11 protein-coding genes are annotated in these 16,458 nt (G+C 71.0%); 6 read left to right on the top strand and 5 right to left on the bottom strand.

Annotated elements, in window-relative coordinates:
* Positions 1-10: 10 nt before the first annotated feature.
* The 4 genes from M5362_RS13845 to M5362_RS13860 all read left to right on the top strand — a co-directional run bounded on the left by M5362_RS13845 (position 11) and on the right by M5362_RS13860 (position 4,866).
* The gene (locus M5362_RS13845; protein ID WP_260227793.1) at positions 11-3,235 is read left to right on the top strand and encodes a nitrate- and nitrite sensing domain-containing protein; all 3,225 of its coding nucleotides are present in this window, start codon (positions 11-13) and stop codon (positions 3,233-3,235) included.
* Positions 3,236-3,242: 7 nt separating this feature from the next.
* Complete coding sequence (locus M5362_RS13850) at positions 3,243-3,656, top strand: roadblock/LC7 domain-containing protein (RefSeq protein ID WP_147980024.1); 414 nt, start codon at positions 3,243-3,245, stop codon at positions 3,654-3,656.
* Positions 3,657-3,749: 93 nt separating this feature from the next.
* Positions 3,750-4,304, top strand: a complete 555-nt coding sequence (locus M5362_RS13855) for a DUF742 domain-containing protein (protein WP_260227794.1) — start codon at positions 3,750-3,752, stop codon at positions 4,302-4,304.
* Entirely contained in the window at positions 4,285-4,866 is a 582-nt protein-coding gene (locus M5362_RS13860) for an ATP/GTP-binding protein (RefSeq protein ID WP_050791473.1), read from the top strand. Before M5362_RS13855 ends, M5362_RS13860 begins: the two co-directional genes overlap by 20 nt.
* Positions 4,867-5,178: 312 nt before the next feature.
* Here the strand turns inward: M5362_RS13860 and M5362_RS13865 are convergent, their stop codons facing one another.
* The 3 genes from M5362_RS13865 to M5362_RS13875 form a co-directional block, all read right to left on the bottom strand.
* Positions 5,179-5,391: an acyl-CoA carboxylase subunit epsilon gene (locus tag M5362_RS13865; protein WP_260227795.1), complete on the bottom strand. Its 213-nt coding sequence runs from the start codon at positions 5,389-5,391 to the stop codon at positions 5,179-5,181.
* 15 nt (positions 5,392-5,406) lie between these two features.
* Entirely contained in the window at positions 5,407-7,008 is a 1,602-nt protein-coding gene (locus M5362_RS13870; RefSeq protein ID WP_260227796.1) for an acyl-CoA carboxylase subunit beta, read from the bottom strand.
* A 219-nt stretch (positions 7,009-7,227) separates the two neighbouring features.
* Positions 7,228-11,070: an endo-alpha-N-acetylgalactosaminidase family protein gene (locus M5362_RS13875; protein ID WP_260227797.1), complete on the bottom strand. Its 3,843-nt coding sequence runs from the start codon at positions 11,068-11,070 to the stop codon at positions 7,228-7,230.
* 221 nt (positions 11,071-11,291) lie between these two features.
* Between M5362_RS13875 and M5362_RS13880 the strand changes: the two genes are divergently transcribed.
* Together M5362_RS13880 and dnaN are read left to right on the top strand one after the other, a co-directional pair.
* The gene (locus M5362_RS13880; RefSeq protein WP_260227798.1) at positions 11,292-11,903 is read left to right on the top strand and encodes a YceI family protein; all 612 of its coding nucleotides are present in this window, start codon (positions 11,292-11,294) and stop codon (positions 11,901-11,903) included.
* Between the two features lie 161 nt (positions 11,904-12,064).
* Positions 12,065-13,183 (top strand): DNA polymerase III subunit beta, encoded by a 1,119-nt coding sequence (gene dnaN, locus M5362_RS13885; RefSeq protein ID WP_260227799.1) that lies wholly within the window; start codon positions 12,065-12,067, stop codon positions 13,181-13,183.
* Here the strand turns inward: dnaN and M5362_RS13890 are convergent.
* Both M5362_RS13890 and cimA read right to left on the bottom strand, forming a co-directional pair.
* On the bottom strand, positions 13,180-14,529 hold the full coding sequence (locus M5362_RS13890) for a hypothetical protein (protein ID WP_260227800.1): 1,350 nt from the start codon (positions 14,527-14,529) through the stop codon (positions 13,180-13,182). The two genes, dnaN and M5362_RS13890, sit on opposite strands and share 4 nt — an antisense overlap.
* 68 nt (positions 14,530-14,597) lie before the next feature.
* Positions 14,598-16,214, bottom strand: coding sequence for a citramalate synthase (cimA, locus tag M5362_RS13895; RefSeq protein WP_260227801.1), 1,617 nt, complete (start codon positions 16,212-16,214; stop codon positions 14,598-14,600).
* Positions 16,215-16,458: the final 244 nt, after the last annotated feature.

Below are 16,458 nucleotides of genomic sequence, written 5' to 3' on the forward strand. Positions count from 1 at the left end.
TGTTGGTCGAGTGAGGCGAAGCAAGGAAAGCTCCGCGGAGCAGCAGGCGCGAGGCAACTTCACGCCGCCGGCGCGCATGGTGGCGCCGCCCGCGGAGGTGCCCGCGACGCCCCAGGCCGTCAGCGGCAAGGGGAGCTCCAGCAAGCTGTCCCCGCGCAACTGGCGGGTACCGACCAGGCTGAACGCGATCCTGCTCGTACCCGTGCTGGTCGGCCTCGTCATGGGCGGCTTCCAGGTGAACGGGGCGATCAACACCTGGCAGGAGGCGCAGAACGCCGAGAAGACGGCGCTCATCGTGCGCGCCGCCTCGGAGTACAGCCAGGCCCTGCTCAACGAGCGTGACCTGACCGCGGCTCCCCTGCTGACCGCCAAGTCCGCCGAGGACCGCAAGAGCGACGAGGTGGCCCAGGCGTACGCCGCCACCGACGCCGCCAAGGTCAAGTTCGACGAGGCCGTCAAGGACATGCCGGAGGGCGAGGGCCTCGAGCGCCGCCTGCGGCTGTTCCAGGACGAGATACCCAAGCTCGAGAAGCTCCGCCAGGCCGCGTACACGCGGGCCCTGGACCCCGTGAACACCCAGCTCGGGTACACCGGCGTCCAGCACTACCTGATGGAGTTCTCCAACGAGCTCGGGCTCGGCACCGGCAACGTCACCGCCTACGGCCGCACGCTCTACGCCGTCCAGCTCGCCAAGGGCGCCGAGTCGCTCCAGCGCTCGATCGGCACCCAGCTCCTGGTCCGCCCCAGCCAGAAGGGCGATGTCTTCGCCCAGCAGTCGGTGGCGTTCAACTCGTACAACTACCTGGAGCAGATCGCCCTCGGCGAGTACAACTCCGGTGGTACCCAGGCCGACGTGGACCGGCTCAAGGAAGTCATGTCCGGCAAGGCCGTCGAGGGCGCCAAGAAGATGGAGGCGGCCGGGATCACGCTGCCCAAGGGCGCCGACGGCTCCGTCTTCACCGGGGTGGCCAAGGAGATCGGTTCCGCCAAGGACGCCGACGCGATCAAGGACCTCCAGAAGAAGGGCATCACGCCCGAGACCTGGATGGCCGTCGCCACCGGCAAGTTCGACGGCTACACCGAGGTCGAGAAGGAGCTCGTCGACAAGGCCGTGACCGAGGCGGCCGCGATCTCCTCCGACGCCAAGACCGACGCCTTCGTCACCGGTGGCATCGTCGTGATCGCGCTCCTGGCCGCCTTCATCCTCGCCGGGATGATGGCCCGCCAGATGAGCCGCTCGATGCGCGAGCTGCGCACCGCCGCCTTCGCCATCGCCGAGCAGCGCCTGCCGATGCTCGTCGACCAGCTCTCCCGGACCGAGCCGGGCCGGGTGGACACCCGTGTCCAGCCGATCCCGATCGACTCCCAGGACGAGATCGGCGAGGTCGCCCGCGCCTTCGACCAGGTCCACCGCGAGGCCGTCCGGCTCGCCGCCGAGCAGGCCATGCTGCGGGGCAACGTCAACGCGATCTTCACCAACCTCTCGCGCCGCAACCAGTCGCTCATCGAGGGCCAGCTGACCCTCATCACCGACCTGGAGAACAACGAGGCCGACCCGGACCAGCTGGAGAACCTCTTCAAGCTGGACCACCTGGCCACCCGTATGCGGCGTAACGGCGAGAACCTCCTCGTCCTCGCCGGCGAGGAGCCGGGCCGCCGCTGGGACCAGCCGGTGCCGCTGGTCGACGTGATGCGCGCCGCCTCCTCCGAGGTGGAGCAGTACGAGCGCATCGAGCTGGCCGGTGTCCCCGAGGCCGAGATCCACGGCCAGGCCGTGACCGACCTCGTGCACCTGCTCGCCGAGCTCCTGGAGAACGCCACCACGTTCTCCTCCCCGCAGACCAAGGTCCGCGTCACCGCGACCCGACTGCCCGACGGCCGCGTGATGGTCGAGATCCACGACAAGGGCATCGGCCTGACCGCCGAGGACTTCGCGGACATCAACCACAAGCTGGCCAACCCGCCGACGGTGGACGCCGCCGTCTCGCAGCGCATGGGCCTGTTCGTGGTCGGCCGGCTGGCCGACCGGCACGGCGTCCGTGTCCAGCTGCGCCCCTCGGGCGAGCAGGCCGGTACGACCTCGCTGGTCATGCTGCCCGACGCGATCACCCACGGTGGTGGTGGCGAGCAGCTGCCCGAGAACGACTTCACGGTCTCGCAGATCATCCCGCAACAGCAGCAGCACGCCTTCGAGCCGGTGCAGCCGCAGATGCGGACCGCGGCGGAGCTCGGCTTCGACGACTCCCGCTACGAGCAGCCCGCGGACGACCGCCAGCTCGACCCGGTGAACCGTTCGCTGATGCGCGAGGAGCGCCGGGCGGCCCTGGAGTCGCAGACGCAGGGCGGCGAGCGTCCGCTCTTCCGTGACGAGGTCGACCCCTCCCAGCAGGGGTACGCCCAGCACGAGCGCGAGCAGGAGTACGCGCAGGAGCAGTACGGGCAGGAGTACGCCGACTACGGCCAGCAGCAGCAGGCCGGCGGGCACGAGGGCTACGCGTACCCCGAGCAGAGCTACGACGGCTATGCGCAGGCCACCGACGGCTACGCCGAGCAGCCCTATGCGGAACCGGCCTACCAGGGCCAGGACAACGGTCAGGCGTCGTACGGCAATGGCTACGAGCCCCAGGCCCAGCAGGGCGAGTGGCAGAACCAGGGCACGTACCAGGGCGGCTACGAGCAGCCGTACGGAGCGGAATCGGAATCTGCCCCCGGCGCTCCCGAAGCGGCTCCCGACCGCGTAGGCTTCGACCGTCCGGGTTCGCCTGCGAACCCCACCCCGGACGCCGGCCACGCGCTGACCGATGCCGGTCTGCCGCGTCGTGGCAGCAGCGCTCCGCAGGCCTCGCAGCCCGCGCAGCAGCCCCTGCCGACGCGGACGGCCCAGCAGCCGGCCCAGCGCCAGGCGTCCGCGCCGGCGCGGCAGAACGAAGCCGACGGTTCCGAGGACTGGCGCTCGACGAACGACGAGCGCTGGCAGCGGGCCGAGAAGCTCCGCGACCCGAAGGCGGGCGGGGTCACCTCGTCCGGTCTTCCGAAGCGGGTCCCCAAGGCCAATCTGGTCGAGGGAACGGCGGAGCAGACGCCGCAGGGCGGCCCCCAGGTCTCCCGCGCGCCTGAGGACGTCCGGGGCAGGTTGAGCAACCTGCGCCGCGGTGTCCAGCAGGGACGCAGCGCGGGAACGGACACGAACGGATCGGGCCTCGGCCCGGGCAGTACCTACAACCAGGAGCGTTAGTGTGAGCATGAGCCAGGCGGCGCAGAATCTGAACTGGTTGATCACCAACTTCGTGGACAACACCCCTGGGGTGTCCCACACGGTGGTGGTCTCCGCCGACGGACTCCTGCTGGCGATGTCCGAGGGTTTCCCCCGGGACCGAGCCGACCAGCTGGCGGCCGTCGCCTCCGGACTGACCTCGCTGACCGCGGGCGCGTCCCGCATCTTCGAGGGTGGTGCGGTCAACCAGACCGTCGTGGAGATGGAGCGCGGCTTCCTCTTCATCATGTCGATCTCGGACGGCTCCTCGCTGGCCGTGCTCTCCCACCCCGAGGCCGACATCGGTCTCGTGGGCTACGAGATGGCCCTGCTCGTCGATCGCGCGGGCAGTGTCCTGACGCCTGACCTCCGCGCGGAACTGCAGGGAAGTCTTCTCAACTAACAGACAGACAGTGCGTTTCACGCCACCGCACCGTAAGGTGCGGTGGCGCGGCTCCACAGGGACATGGACCGCGAGGCAGTCGGAGGAGGAGACGTGGGGACACCCCCGGGCGGACACCCGTACAACGGTTTTGACGCGCACGCGCAGGGAGAAACCGCGCAGAACCGGTTCAACTTCCCCTCTGCCCCGAGCAGACAGGGCATGCAGCAGCCCTACCAGCAGCAGCCCCCGCAGGCGCCTTCGGCGTCCGCGGGCGGGCCCGGCGCCCAGCGGAACGCGGGCGGCTCGGGCCGGCAGGGCGGGAACCACAACCCGCTCGTGCGCCCGTACGCCATGACCGGCGGCCGTACCCGGCCGCGTTACCAGCTCGCCATCGAGGCGCTGGTCAGCACGACGGCCGATCCCGCCCGGCTGCAGGGGCAGTTGCCCGAGCACCAGCGGATCTGCCACCTGTGCTTCGAGATCAAGTCGGTGGCCGAGATCTCGGCACTTCTCTCCATCCCCCTCGGCGTTGCCCGTATCCTCGTCGCCGACCTGGCGGAGGCCGGACTTGTCGCCATCCACCAGCCCGGCGGCGACGAGGCCGCCGGCGGTCAGCCAGACGTGACACTGCTCGAAAGGGTGCTCAGTGGACTTCGCAAGCTCTAGCGGCGGCGCGGCCCGTTCAACCACCAGCGCGAAGATCGTGGTGGCGGGTGGCTTCGGCGTGGGCAAGACCACGTTCGTCGGCGCCGTCTCGGAGATCAACCCGCTGCGTACCGAGGCCGTCATGACGTCTGCGTCCGCGGGCATCGACGACCTCACTCACACCGGCGACAAGACGACGACGACTGTCGCGATGGACTTCGGCCGTATCACCCTGGACCAGGACCTGATCCTGTACCTCTTCGGTACGCCCGGTCAGGACCGCTTCTGGTTCATGTGGGACGACCTGGTCCGCGGCGCCATCGGCGCCGTCGTGCTCGTGGACACCCGCCGTCTCGCCGACTGCTTCCCCGCGGTCGACTACTTCGAGAACAGCGGCCTGCCGTTCGTCATCGCCCTGAACGGGTTCGACGGCCACCAGCCGTACAACCCGGAGGAGGTCCGCGAGGCCCTCCAGATCGGCCCGGACACGCCGATCATCACGACCGACGCCCGCCACCGCGCGGACGCCAAGAGCGCGCTCATCACCCTGGTCGAGCACGCCCTCATGGCCCGCCTGCGGTAGCCGTCCCCACGGCAGTACGGCGAAGGCCCCGCGCACCGGTCCGGTGCGCGGGGCCTTCGCCGTGCCCGCCCGCCGTTCTCGGGCCTGGGGGTGTTCTCGGGCCCGCACCCGTTCTCGGGCCCGCACGCCGTTCTCGGGCCTGCGGGGCGTTCTCCGTACCAGGACGGCGTTCTCCGGCCCGCGAGGGCCGTCCGGTGGCCGCGGGAGCCTTGCCCGTCGGCCGGCTGCGGCCCGGGTATGGGCCCCGGGTACGGCCCCCGGCATGGCGAAGGCCCCGTCTCCGGCGGAGACGGGGCCTTCGGTGCGGCGGGGTCAGCCCTGCCAGGAGTGGGAGGGGCGGAAGCCCGACTGACGCTCCAGGCGGCGCCAGCCGGCCGTGGAGCGGCCGTGGGCGGACGCCACCGCGTCGTGGGCGGGCTGGGCGGCGGCGCGGGCCAGGAGGACCGCGGTGATGGCGGCCAGCTCCTCGGGATCGGCGTGGCCCTTCTCGACTCGGAGAAGGTTGGCTGTGGCAGGCGTGGTCACGTGGATGCGCTCCTCTTACTGAGGCGGGTTGCCGTGCTTGCGGGACGGCAGGTCGGCGTGCTTGGTGCGCAGCATGGCGAGGGACCTGATGAGGACCTCCCGCGTCTCTGCGGGGTCGATCACGTCGTCGACCAGACCGCGTTCCGCGGCGTAGTACGGGTGCATCAGCTCGGCCTTGTACTCCTTGACCATGCGGGCCCGCATGGCTTCGGAGTCCTCGGCTTCCGCGATCTGCTTGCGGAAGATGACGTTGGCGGCACCTTCGGCGCCCATCACCGCGATCTCGTTGGTGGGCCAGGCGTACGTCAGGTCGGCGCCGATGGACTGGGAGTCCATGACGATGTATGCGCCGCCGTACGCCTTGCGCAGGATCAGGCTGATCCGGGGCACGGTCGCGTTGCAGTACGCGTACAGCAGCTTCGCGCCGTGGCGGATGATTCCACCGTGCTCCTGGTCAACGCCCGGCAGGAAGCCAGGTACGTCCAAAAGGGTGACGATGGGGATATTGAAAGCATCGCACATCTGAACGAAACGGGCGGCCTTCTCCGAGGCCTCGATGTCCAGGACGCCGGCCAGCGACTGCGGCTGGTTGGCGACGATGCCCACGACCTGGCCGTCCAGGCGGGCCAGCGCACAGATGATGTTGCGGGCCCAGCGCTCGTGGATCTCCAGGTAGTCGCCCTCGTCGACGAGCTCCTCGATCACCTTGTGCATGTCGTACGGACGGTTGCCGTCCGCCGGCACCAGGTCGAGCAGGACGTCCGAGCGGCGGTCCGCCGGGTCTCCGGAGGCCGCAGTCGGCGGGTTCTCACGGTTGTTCTGCGGCAGCATCGACAGGAGGTAGCGCACCTCCGCGATGCAGGTCTCCTCGTCGTCGTACGCGAAGTGCGCCACGCCGCTGGTCTCGGCGTGCACGTCCGCGCCGCCGAGGCCGTTCTGGGTGATCTCCTCGCCGGTGACCGCCTTGACGACGTCCGGGCCGGTGATGAACATCTGCGAGGTCTCGCGGACCATGAAGACGAAGTCTGTCAGGGCCGGCGAGTAGGCCGCGCCGCCCGCGCACGGACCGAGCATCACGGAGATCTGCGGGATGACACCCGAGGCCCGGGTGTTGCGCTGGAAGATGCCGCCGTAGCCGGCGAGGGCGGAGACGCCCTCCTGGATACGGGCGCCGGCGCCGTCGTTCAGCGAGACCAGCGGCGCGCCGGCCGCGATGGCCATGTCCATGATCTTATGGATCTTGGTGGCGTGGGCCTCGCCCAGCGCGCCGCCGAAGATCCGGAAGTCGTGCGCGTAGACGAAGACCGTACGGCCCTCGACCGTGCCCCAGCCGGTGATGACACCGTCGGTGTAGGGCTTCTTGGCCTCCAGGCCGAAGCCGGTGGCGCGGTGCCGGCGCAGCTGCTCGACCTCGTTGAAGGAACCGGGGTCGACCAGCAGCTCGATGCGCTCACGAGCGGTGAGCTTGCCCTTGGCGTGCTGGGCCTCGGTCGCGCGGTCGCTCGGTCCGCGCCGCGCCTCCTCGCGCAGGGCGTGCAGCTCGGCCACACGGCCTCGGGCGTCGGTCGGCGCGCTGGCCTCGGTCGGCTCGCTCGGGATCTGGTCCACAACGGTCATGTACCGACCCTACGAAGCCGAGCAAGGAAATCCCGCCGTTGACTCCGTACAGTCTCCCGAGTCGAATCCTGGTGGAGTAAGACAGAACCGTGTCCGGCACCGGCCGAGTCGACAGCCAGACACCCCTCGCTCTTGTGGGGTTCCCACAGAGACCCCTGCGCGGCCACCTCGCCGCGGATCCCGCCCCGGCGGAACCGGGGCGGGATCCGCGGCCGGATTCTAGTGGGATCCTCCGCAGTGGAACCTGACGTTCCCCCAGTCCGCGTGGTCGTTGCCGTTGCCGTCCCCGCCGTCCCCGGTCACGAGGTCGACGTAGGTGGCTCCGGACACGTCGGCGGTGAGCGGCCAGGCGGCGTCCGTCGCCTTGAGGACCGGCGACTTCACCTTCTCCGTACCGTTGGCGAGGACGCCGAACGTGACGGTGCCGCGGCTGGTCTGGACGTCGTCCACGCCGACCTCGGCGGTCACGGTGGTGCACTTCCCGCCCAGGTAGTAGCGGACCTTGGAGGGGGCGTGGGCGCCGAGGCCCTTCTCGTACGTCACTCCCCCGATCCGCAGCGGGCCGCCGTCGCCGGTGCCCGTCTCGCCGTTGGACCCGTCGCGCTCGACCGGTCCCCAGCCGTTGGTGGCCGAGGTCCAGTCCAGGTCGCTCGCCCAGCTGTCCGTGGTGGGAGGCGGAGGCAGGGTGCGGGCGGTGGTGGCGGCGGTCAGCTTCCGGGCCTCTCCCCCGACGGTGTACGTAAGCGTCGAGCCGAGTCCGTACGACTGGTAGGCCGCGTCCACCGGGGGCGTCACCTGCCAGGTGGCGGTGGCCCTGGCTCCTGCCTCGACCGTCCCGAGCGCGACGGGGGCGGCCGGCACGGCGGTCCAGCCCTCGGGGAGTTCCAGGGTCGCCGTGGCCCCGGCGACGGCGGCCGCCTCGTCGTTGGTGAAGGTGGCCGTGACCTGGTTCGGGCGGCCCGGCTCCAGCGTCTCGGGGGCGGCGAGCGCGAGCGTGCCGCAGGCGGCCTTCTCGGGCGCCGGGCCGAGGTCGGTGACGGTGAAGGAGTCGAGGACGAAGTCGGCTCCCTCGGGGGCGTCGGCGCGCTTGCGCAGTCCGGTCCAGGTGTCGCCGCAGCCGGCCGTGACGGTCTCGGAGAAGTGCCCGGTGGTCCGCTGCTGCCCGACGGGCGTACGGCGGGTCTCCACCGGGGTCCCGTCGTGACGGTCGTAGCCGGTGACCCACTCGTAGGCGCCCGCGTGGCTGGACTGGTAGTCGTACGCGACGCGGTAGGCGCGGCCGTCCTTCATGGGGACGGTCCAGGGCGCGGTGCGGTAGACCAGGCCGCTGTTCTCGTCGTGGGACTTCAGCGACTCGGCGCCGCCGATGACGTCGTCGATCAGCTTTCCGTTCCAGCCGGACTGGGTGTACGGCGCGTGGAGCTGGGCGATGTGGGTGCGCGGGTCGGTCGTCCCCCCGGAGTCGCCCTTGAGGAAGGGGCCCCAGCCCTGGTCGACGGCCTCGAAGTCCTCGTACGCGAGCGCGCCGGCCTTGGTCGCCGGGTCGTTGGCGACGACCCGGACGTCGTCGATCCGGACGGTGGCCGTGGAGCCGCCCGCCGCCTCGACCTTGAGGGTGGTGGCGCCGGCGGGGGCGGTGAAGGTGACCTTGGCGCGCTGGAGGCGGGTGCCGTTCCAGTCGGAGGCGGCGACCTGGTCCGGGAGCGCCGAACGCTCGACGGTGACGGACTTCCCGCCGACGGAGAGCGTGGTGGGGCGGGTCTTCCCGGGCTCGACCTCGATCAGGGCGGAGGCGGTGTAGCGCCCGCCGGGGGTGAGGCCGGTGATCCGCTGTTGTACGGACGCGGTGGCGGAGCCGGTGAGCTCGGCGCTGTTGCGGCCCTGGCCGTCGGTGTCACGGGCGACCGTGCCCGCCTTGGACCAGCTTGCGAGCGCGGTGTCGTTGAAGCCGGGGTCCTCGACCGGGGTGCCCTGGCCCCAGCGCGGGTCGCGGGGCGCGGGGGCGCGGTCGGGGTAGAGGACGTAGGGCTGTCCCGCGGCGGCGTCGAGCGTGATCGTGCCGCCGCTCGGCCGTACCGTCGCGGTCTTGACGCGGCCGTTGTCGGTGAGCTTGTAGACGCTGTACGAGCGGTTGCCGGGCACCGCCCAACTCGTCTTTCCGCCCGCCTTGTTGTAGTGGTACAGCTTCTTCCCGCCGTCCCAGGGCAGCAGGTAGTTCTCGCCGTCGAGGACCTTGCGGCCGTTCTCGTAGAACGTGCGCCGGCCGTCCTCGACGGTGCCGCGGACGCCGCCGGTGAAGGTGAGGTCGTTGCCGTTCCAGCGGGTGATCCGCTGCTGCTGGAGGTACTTGGCGGGCAGGTTCTTCTGCCAGATGTTGGCGTAGAAGTGGTTCCAGTCGGTCTCGCCGGTCCAGCCCTCGAAGTCCTCAAGGGCGGTCTGGCCGAGGACCGGGTGGTTGTTCCAGACGTCCTTCTCGCCGTTGCGGATGAAGCGGACGATCTGGGAGTTGAGGCCCTTGTTGGTGGCGCCGCCGTAGTTCAGGTCGTTGGCCCAGTGGGACCAGAGCGAGGCCCGCTCGAACTTCTCGGACCACTCGGTGGCGACGTTCCAGCCCTGGGACTGCACGGCCTGGAGCGTCTTGTCGGCGATCCACCCGTGGGTGTAGTAGACGTCGATGTAGAGCATCGACAGGTTGGGGTCGGTCTCGTCGCGGAGCTGCTGGAAGCGGCGGGCGAGGTCGCCGCTGTTGATGTCCCGGCGCTGGTCGATGTAGTAGCTCTGGTTGAGCCAGTTCCAGCCGGGCTTCGCCTTGTCGACGAGGGTCTCGCTGAAGTTCTTCGCCTCGGGGTACGACTCGGTGGCGTTGACGTGGACGCCGAAGCCCGCGCCCCACTTCCTGCCCTCCTTGAGGAGGGTGTTGAGGTCGGCGAGACCGCCGGCGCGCTTGTTGTAGTTGCCGCCGTAGTCCGGGTGGGCGGAGTCGTGGCCCTCGGAGCCGTACCCCTTGAGCAGCGCGAACTGGCCGAGTCCGTCGGTGGCGAGGGAGATCCGCTTGACGTCGTCGAGGGTGCGCAGGAAGGGGTGGGTGGCGTGGGACGCGAAGTTGAACGGGATGTGGGCGACCACCCGGTCGGGGGTCTCGTCGCCGCCGGGCGTCCTGATCCCGATGGCGGGGAAGGCGAGGGCGCCGTCCTGCCAGTCCGTCCTCCCGTCGCCGTTGGCGTCGGGGGTGACGACCACCTTCGCCCAGGGGAGGTTCTTGCCGCTCTCGGGGGCGGGGGCGCCCTCGCCGCGGTAGGTCCACTGGCCGGACCAGACACCGACGCGGGTCTCGGTGCCGTTCTTGCGGGCCTGGTGCCAGAAGCGGGCGCCGTCGCGCGCGCTCGCGCCGGAGGGCTTGTCGTAGCTGGAGTTGGACTCGACGGCGGCGGCGAGGGCGCCGGTGTTGACAAGTGCGTAGCTCGCCCCGGTGGCGGTGGGCTCGGCCGGGGTGGCGTCGGTGATGTCGGCGAAGACGTCCGCGGTACGGGTGGAGTCGGGGTCGAGCCGGGTGAAGGCGGTCTCGGCGCCGGCGTCCGAGGAGCCGACGGACACCAGGTCGTGGCCGGGTATGTCGATCGTGCCGACCCGGAAGGCGGCGGTGTCCCGCACGGCGGTGACCTTGAAGGTGGTGGCGCGGCCGCTGACACCGATGCTCGCGTCGATCTCGACCCCGGGCAGGGCGGGAAAGGCCAGGGTGTACGCGGCGGAGGAGTCCTTCAGGACGGGGGCGCCGGTGGCCCGGACGTCGTACGCGGTGCCGTTGAGGACGACCTGTGCGACCGGCGCCGTACTGCCGAGGAGCCGGGCACCGGTGGCGCGGTCCGTGTACGAGAGGACGCGCGGGAAGTCCTCGGCGACGCTGACGGAGAGCTGCGCGGAGCGGATCCGGGCCTCGGCGGCGTCGGCCCCGGCGGGCGTCCTCGGCTCGGCGAGGGCGGGTCCCGACAGGGCGAACACGGCGGACGACGCGGCGGCGAGCGCGCAGGCGGCACGGATTCTTGGCGACTTGGGGAGGGGCATGGGGACTAGTTGGGCCCCCCGGCGGGACACCGTCAACGGCATGGCGGCCCGGAGCCCCCGGCAGTCCAAGAACCCCCTTCGGTTAGTCCAAGCGGGTGGACATCGGACCAGGATGTTGAATGTTGAACGGAATAGGGTTATCGTCGTTCTCGTTGAAGGTTCAACGAAACGCATCACAAGCCTCCGCGCCACCCCCGCGCACCGTCCCCAAGGAGCACGTCATGGGCATCTTCGGCCGCAAGAGCAACGACACCGACACCGCCGTCGCCACCCTCACCGTCGACCCGGCGCTCGCCGCGCTGACCGGCGAGTACACCATCGACCCGGCCCACAGCAGCATCGGCTTCACTGTCCGTCACGCGATGGTCACCAACGTCCGCGGCACCTTCGCCGAGCACGAGGGCACCCTGAACCTCGACGGCGCGAACCCGGGCGCCTCCGCCGCCTCGATCGAGGTCAGGATCGCCTCCGTCGACACCGGCATCGGCGACCGCGACAACCACCTGCGCAGCGGTGACTTCTTCGACGCCGAGCAGTTCCCGCTGATGACCTTCCGTTCCACGGAGGCGGAGCAGCTGGGCGGCGACAAGTACCGCGTGACCGGTGACCTCACGATCAAGGACGTCACGAAGCCGCTCTCCATCGACCTGGAGTTCAACGGCTCGGCCACGGACGTCTACGGCAACGAGCGCGTCGGCTTCGAGGGTTCGGCCGAGATCCTCCGCTCCGCCTGGGGCCTCACCTGGAACGCGGCGCTGGAGACCGGCGGTGTGATGGTCAGCGACAAGGTGAAGCTGAACTTCGACATCTCCGCGATCAAGACCGCTGCCTGAGCCTGAGACCCGCCATCGGGGCACACACGAGCGCGCCCGCCTCTCCGTGACGACGGAGGGCGGGCGCTCGGCGTTCCCGGGAGGCCGCGCTTCCCGGAGGTCGCGCTTCCCGGAGGTCGCGCGAGGGGGCTCTGTCAGTGCGGGCCGCTAGCGTCGGCGCCATGGAATTCCGTATCGACAGCAGTGAGTTGACCGACGCCGTGGCCTGGGCGGCCCGCGTCCTCCCCGCCCGCTCCCCCGTGCCCGTGCTCGGGGGACTGCTCCTGGAGGCGGGGGACGGCCGGCTCCGCGTCTCCGGCCTCGACTACGAGGCGTCGGCGCGTATCGAGGTCGAGGCGGAGACCGTACGGGAGGGCCGGGCGCTCGTGCTCGGACGCAGGCTGCTCGACATCTGCAAGGTGCTGCCCAAGGGGCCGGTCGCGTGCGGGATCGAGGGGGCGCGGCTCTCGGTGAGGGGCGGGGACGCCCGTTTCGGGCTCTCCCTGCTGCCGCTGGACGACTATCCGGCGCAGCCCGGGCTGCCGGCGTTCCGGGGCGTCGTGGACGCCGCGGCGTTCGCGGCGGCGGTCGGGCAGGTGGCGGTGGCGGCCGGGCGGGACGACTCGCTGCCGGTCCTGACGGGGGTACGTCTTGCCCTGGACGGTACGACGATGACGCTGGCCGCGACCGACCGCTACCGATACGCGGTCCGCACGCTGGAGTGGAAGCCGGAGGACGGCGCTGACGCGGTCTCCGAGGGGGCCGGGGGCGCGGACGTGGTGGTGCCGGCCCGCCGGCTGACCGAGATCGCCCGCTCGCTGGGCTCGGCGGGGCCGGTCCGGCTCGCCCTCGACGGCGGTTCGATCGGCTTCGAGAGCGAGGGGACGCGGACGACGACCCGGCTGCTCGACGGCCGTCTCCCCCGCCACGACAAGCTCTTCGCCCTGGGCGAGCACGCCGTCGCCGTGACCGGGCGGGCACCGTTGGTCGAGGCCGTGAAGCGGGTCGCGGTGGTCGCGGAGGGCGACAGCCCGGTCCAGCTCGCCTTCGGTGCGGACACCGTGCACCTTCAGGCGGGTTACGAGGACGACATCGCCTCCCAGCGGCTCGCGGCGGACCTCCAGGGGGCCGAGACGATGACCGTGGCGTTCAACCCGGGGTATCTGCTGGACGCGCTCGGCTCCTTCGACACCGACTCGGTCCGCTTCCACCTGCTGGGGCCGGGGCAGCGCGCCCTGATCACGGACCGGGCGGACGGGGTCCACCAGCACCTGCTGATGTCGGTGAAGCCCCTGGTCTAGAACCCGCCGCCGCCGAAGTCGCCGCCACCGCCGAAGTCACCGAAGCCCCCACCGCCACCACCGCCGAAATCGCCCGATCCGAAGTCGCCGGAGCTGAAGTCGGCCCCGGAGACGTCGCCGCCCCCGAACTCACCGCCGCCGTACTCGCCGGCGTAGGCGGGGGTGGCCAGCATCGAGCCGAGCAGGGTGCCCGCGAGGAGACCCGGGAGCATGCCGCCGCCGAAGTAGCCGCCGGCCCAGGGGCCGTACGCCGGTCCCGCCTCCCAGTACGGGCGGCGGCCGGTCTCGGTCTCGACGGTGCGGGCCAAGGGGTCCTGCCCGTCGTCGAGCCGGGTGGCGTCGGCGGCGCACACCGGGACCTCGCGGGCGGCTCCGCCGGCCGGGGTCCAGGTCCGGTCCTCGACGGAGGGGCCGTGGCGCGGGTCGAAGAAGCAGGGCGGGCGCCGCTCGGGCAGCGGCCGGGACTCGCGGCGGGCGGCCAGGGCGGCGAGCGAGAAGCGGCCGTCCTCCAGCTCCTTGGTCACGGCCCGGACGTCGTGCGGGTGCGTGGCCGAGCCCATCAGGGATTTCGCCTTGTCGTACGCGTCGAGCGAGCGTTCGTAGTCGCCGCGCATCGCGTCGTCGGCGCCGGGTTCGCCCGGGTGGAAGTCGAGGCGTTCGAGCTCCTCGCCGAAGGCCGTGATGTCCTCGTCGACGACGACCCGGAGCTTGTCGAGGGCCTCACGCTCCTCGGCCTGCTTGCGGAGCCGGTTGCGGCGGACGATCGCGTAGGCAGCCGCGCCACCTGCGGCGACGACCGCGCCGAGGGTGATCAGTCCGCCGACCGGGACGCCGTCGTCGGCGCCGACCGAGCCCCAGGAGGCGGGGGCGCTGCCGCGCAGGGTCGGCAGGGCCTGGTCGACGAAGTTGTTCAGCTCGGTGGCCGCGTCCACCCCGGGCTGGCGTACGGAGGTGACCAGGTTGTCCACGGCGTTCGCGGACATCACCGTACGGTCGGCGGCGGCGTCGAACCCGTCACCGAGCCGGACGGCGTACAGCCCCGTCACCCCGGTCTGGGTGCGCAGATTCCGCAGGAGGTTCTCGGACGGGTACTCGTCGGTCGCGGGCAGCACGGCGATGAAGAGCGGTTTGTCCGCGTCCTCGATCTTCTGGGCGAGGGCGGCCGCCTCGGACGACGAGAGCTGGTCGGCGGCGCCCGGGTCGACGTACACCGGACCCTGCTTCAGGGCCGCGCCGACGTCCGGAATCCCGGTGGTCCCGGCCCCCGCGGAGGGGGCCAGGACCAGGAGCAGCAGCAGCGCCAGCCCGGCGAGGGCCGACAGAAGGTGGAACGGCCTGGTCCTCATACCATCGAAACTACCCCGATTGGGTCATTACGAGACATTGAGGACGCCAGGTAATGGCAGTAATGGCCCTATTCCGCGGGATCGATCCCCACGCGCAGCAGTCCGTACGTGTACGCGTCCTCCAGCGCCTGCCAGGACGCGGCGATCACGTTCTCACCGACGCCGACCGTCGACCACTCGGCGTTGCCGTCGCTGGTGGTGATCAGGACACGGGTCGTGGACTCGGTGCCGTGGCGGCCCTCCAGGATGCGGACCTTGTAGTCCACCAGCTCGAACTTGGCGAGCTGCGGGTAGATCCGCTCCAGACCGACCCGCATCGCCCGGTCGAGGGCGTTGACGGGGCCGTTGCCCTCGGCGGTGGCGACGATCCGTTCGCCCTTGGCCCAGAGCTTCACGGTCGCCTCGTTGGCGTGGGTGCCGTCGGGCCGGTCCTCGACGATCGCGCGCCAGGACTCGGTACGGAAGTAACGACGGGCCCGGCCCTCCGCCTCCTCGCGCAGCAGCAGCTCGAAGGAGGCGTCGGCGGCCTCGTACGTGTAGCCCTTGAGCTCGCGCTCCTTGACCCGCTCGACGACCCGGGCGACCAGGGCGCGGTCGCCGCCGAGGTCGACACCGAGCTCCTTGCCCTTCAGCTCGATGGAGGCGCGGCCCGCCATGTCGGAGACGAGCATCCGCATGGTGTTGCCGACCAGCTCGGGGTCGATGTGCTGGTAGAGGTCGGGGTCGACCTTGATCGCGGAGGCGTGCAGCCCTGCCTTGTGGGCGAAGGCGGAGACACCCACGTACGGCTGATGCGTGGAGGGCGTCAGGTTCACGACCTCGGCGATGGCGTGCGAGATCCGGGTCATCTCGGCGAGCGCGCCCTCGGGGAGCACCCGCTTGTCGTACTTGAGCTCCAGGGCCGCGACCACCGGGAAGAGGTTGGCGTTGCCGACGCGCTCGCCGTAGCCGTTGGCGGTGCACTGGACATGCGTGGCGCCCGCGTCGACGGCGGCCAGGGTGTTGGCGACGGCGCAGCCGGTGTCGTCCTGGGCGTGGATGCCGAGCCGGGCGCCGGTGTCGGCGAGGACGGTGGCGACGACGGCCTGGACCTGGGCGGGGAGCATGCCGCCGTTGGTGTCGCAGAGGATCACGACATCGGCGCCTGCCTCGGAGGCGGCGCGGACGACGTCCTTGGCGTACTGCGGGTTCGCCTTGTAGCCGTCGAAGAAGTGCTCGCAGTCGACGAAGACGCGGCGGCCCTGGGAGCACAGGTAGGAGACGGTGTCGCGGACCATCTCCAGGTTCTCGTCCAGGGTGGTGCGAAGGGCCAGCTCGACGTGCCGGTCGTGCGACTTGGCGACCAGGGTGATCACGGGGGCTCCGGAGTCCAGGAGCGCCTTGACCTGCGGGTCCTCGGCGGCACGGCCGCCGGCCCTGCGGGTCGCGCCGAACGCGACGAGCCGCGCGTTCTTGAACGTGATCTCCTGCTGGGCACGGGCGAAGAACTCCGTGTCGCGCGGGTTGGCGCCGGGCCAGCCGCCCTCGATGAAGCCGACGCCGAAGTCGTCCAGGTGCCGCGCGATGGTCAGCTTGTCCGCGACGGTGAGGTTGATGCCTTCACGCTGCGCGCCGTCGCGCAGCGTCGTGTCGAAGACATGGAAGCTGTCGTCGAGGCGCGAGCTCTCGTCGGTCTCCGTGGTCATGGCTCTGATGGCTCCTGTCGGATGTGGCTCCGGAAGGTCTGGATCCACTTGCCCCCATTCTCACGCGCTGTCCGTTTCCGGCGTCGGTGGGGCCGGAAAACGAAAAAACCTCTCGCGGGTGCGAGAGGTCTGCGCGCGGGTCTGGGGCACGGTGTCCACTGCCGCGGGGGTCGAGTCGCGGTTCAGCGGCCACTGCGGACCGGCGCGCTGCTGCCCATAATCATCGTGGTAGCGAGCACGTCGG

Origin of the sequence: Streptomyces sp. Je 1-79, assembly GCF_025195125.1 — a bacterium.
Lineage (GTDB): Bacteria > Actinomycetota > Actinomycetes > Streptomycetales > Streptomycetaceae > Streptomyces.

Excerpts from the sequence above, each read along its gene's own strand:
- M5362_RS13850 (WP_147980024.1), top strand. The coding sequence starts at position 3,243 with ATGAGCCAGGCGGCGCAGAATCTGAACTGGTTGATCACCAACTTCGTG.
- M5362_RS13870 (WP_260227796.1), bottom strand. The coding sequence starts at position 7,008 with ATGACCGTTGTGGACCAGATCCCGAGCGAGCCGACCGAGGCCAGCGCG.
- M5362_RS13875 (WP_260227797.1), bottom strand. The coding sequence starts at position 11,070 with ATGCCCCTCCCCAAGTCGCCAAGAATCCGTGCCGCCTGCGCGCTCGCC.
- M5362_RS13880 (WP_260227798.1), top strand. The coding sequence starts at position 11,292 with ATGGGCATCTTCGGCCGCAAGAGCAACGACACCGACACCGCCGTCGCC.
- dnaN (WP_260227799.1), top strand. The coding sequence starts at position 12,065 with ATGGAATTCCGTATCGACAGCAGTGAGTTGACCGACGCCGTGGCCTGG.
- M5362_RS13890 (WP_260227800.1), bottom strand. The coding sequence starts at position 14,529 with ATGAGGACCAGGCCGTTCCACCTTCTGTCGGCCCTCGCCGGGCTGGCG.
- cimA (WP_260227801.1), bottom strand. The coding sequence starts at position 16,214 with ATGACCACGGAGACCGACGAGAGCTCGCGCCTCGACGACAGCTTCCAT.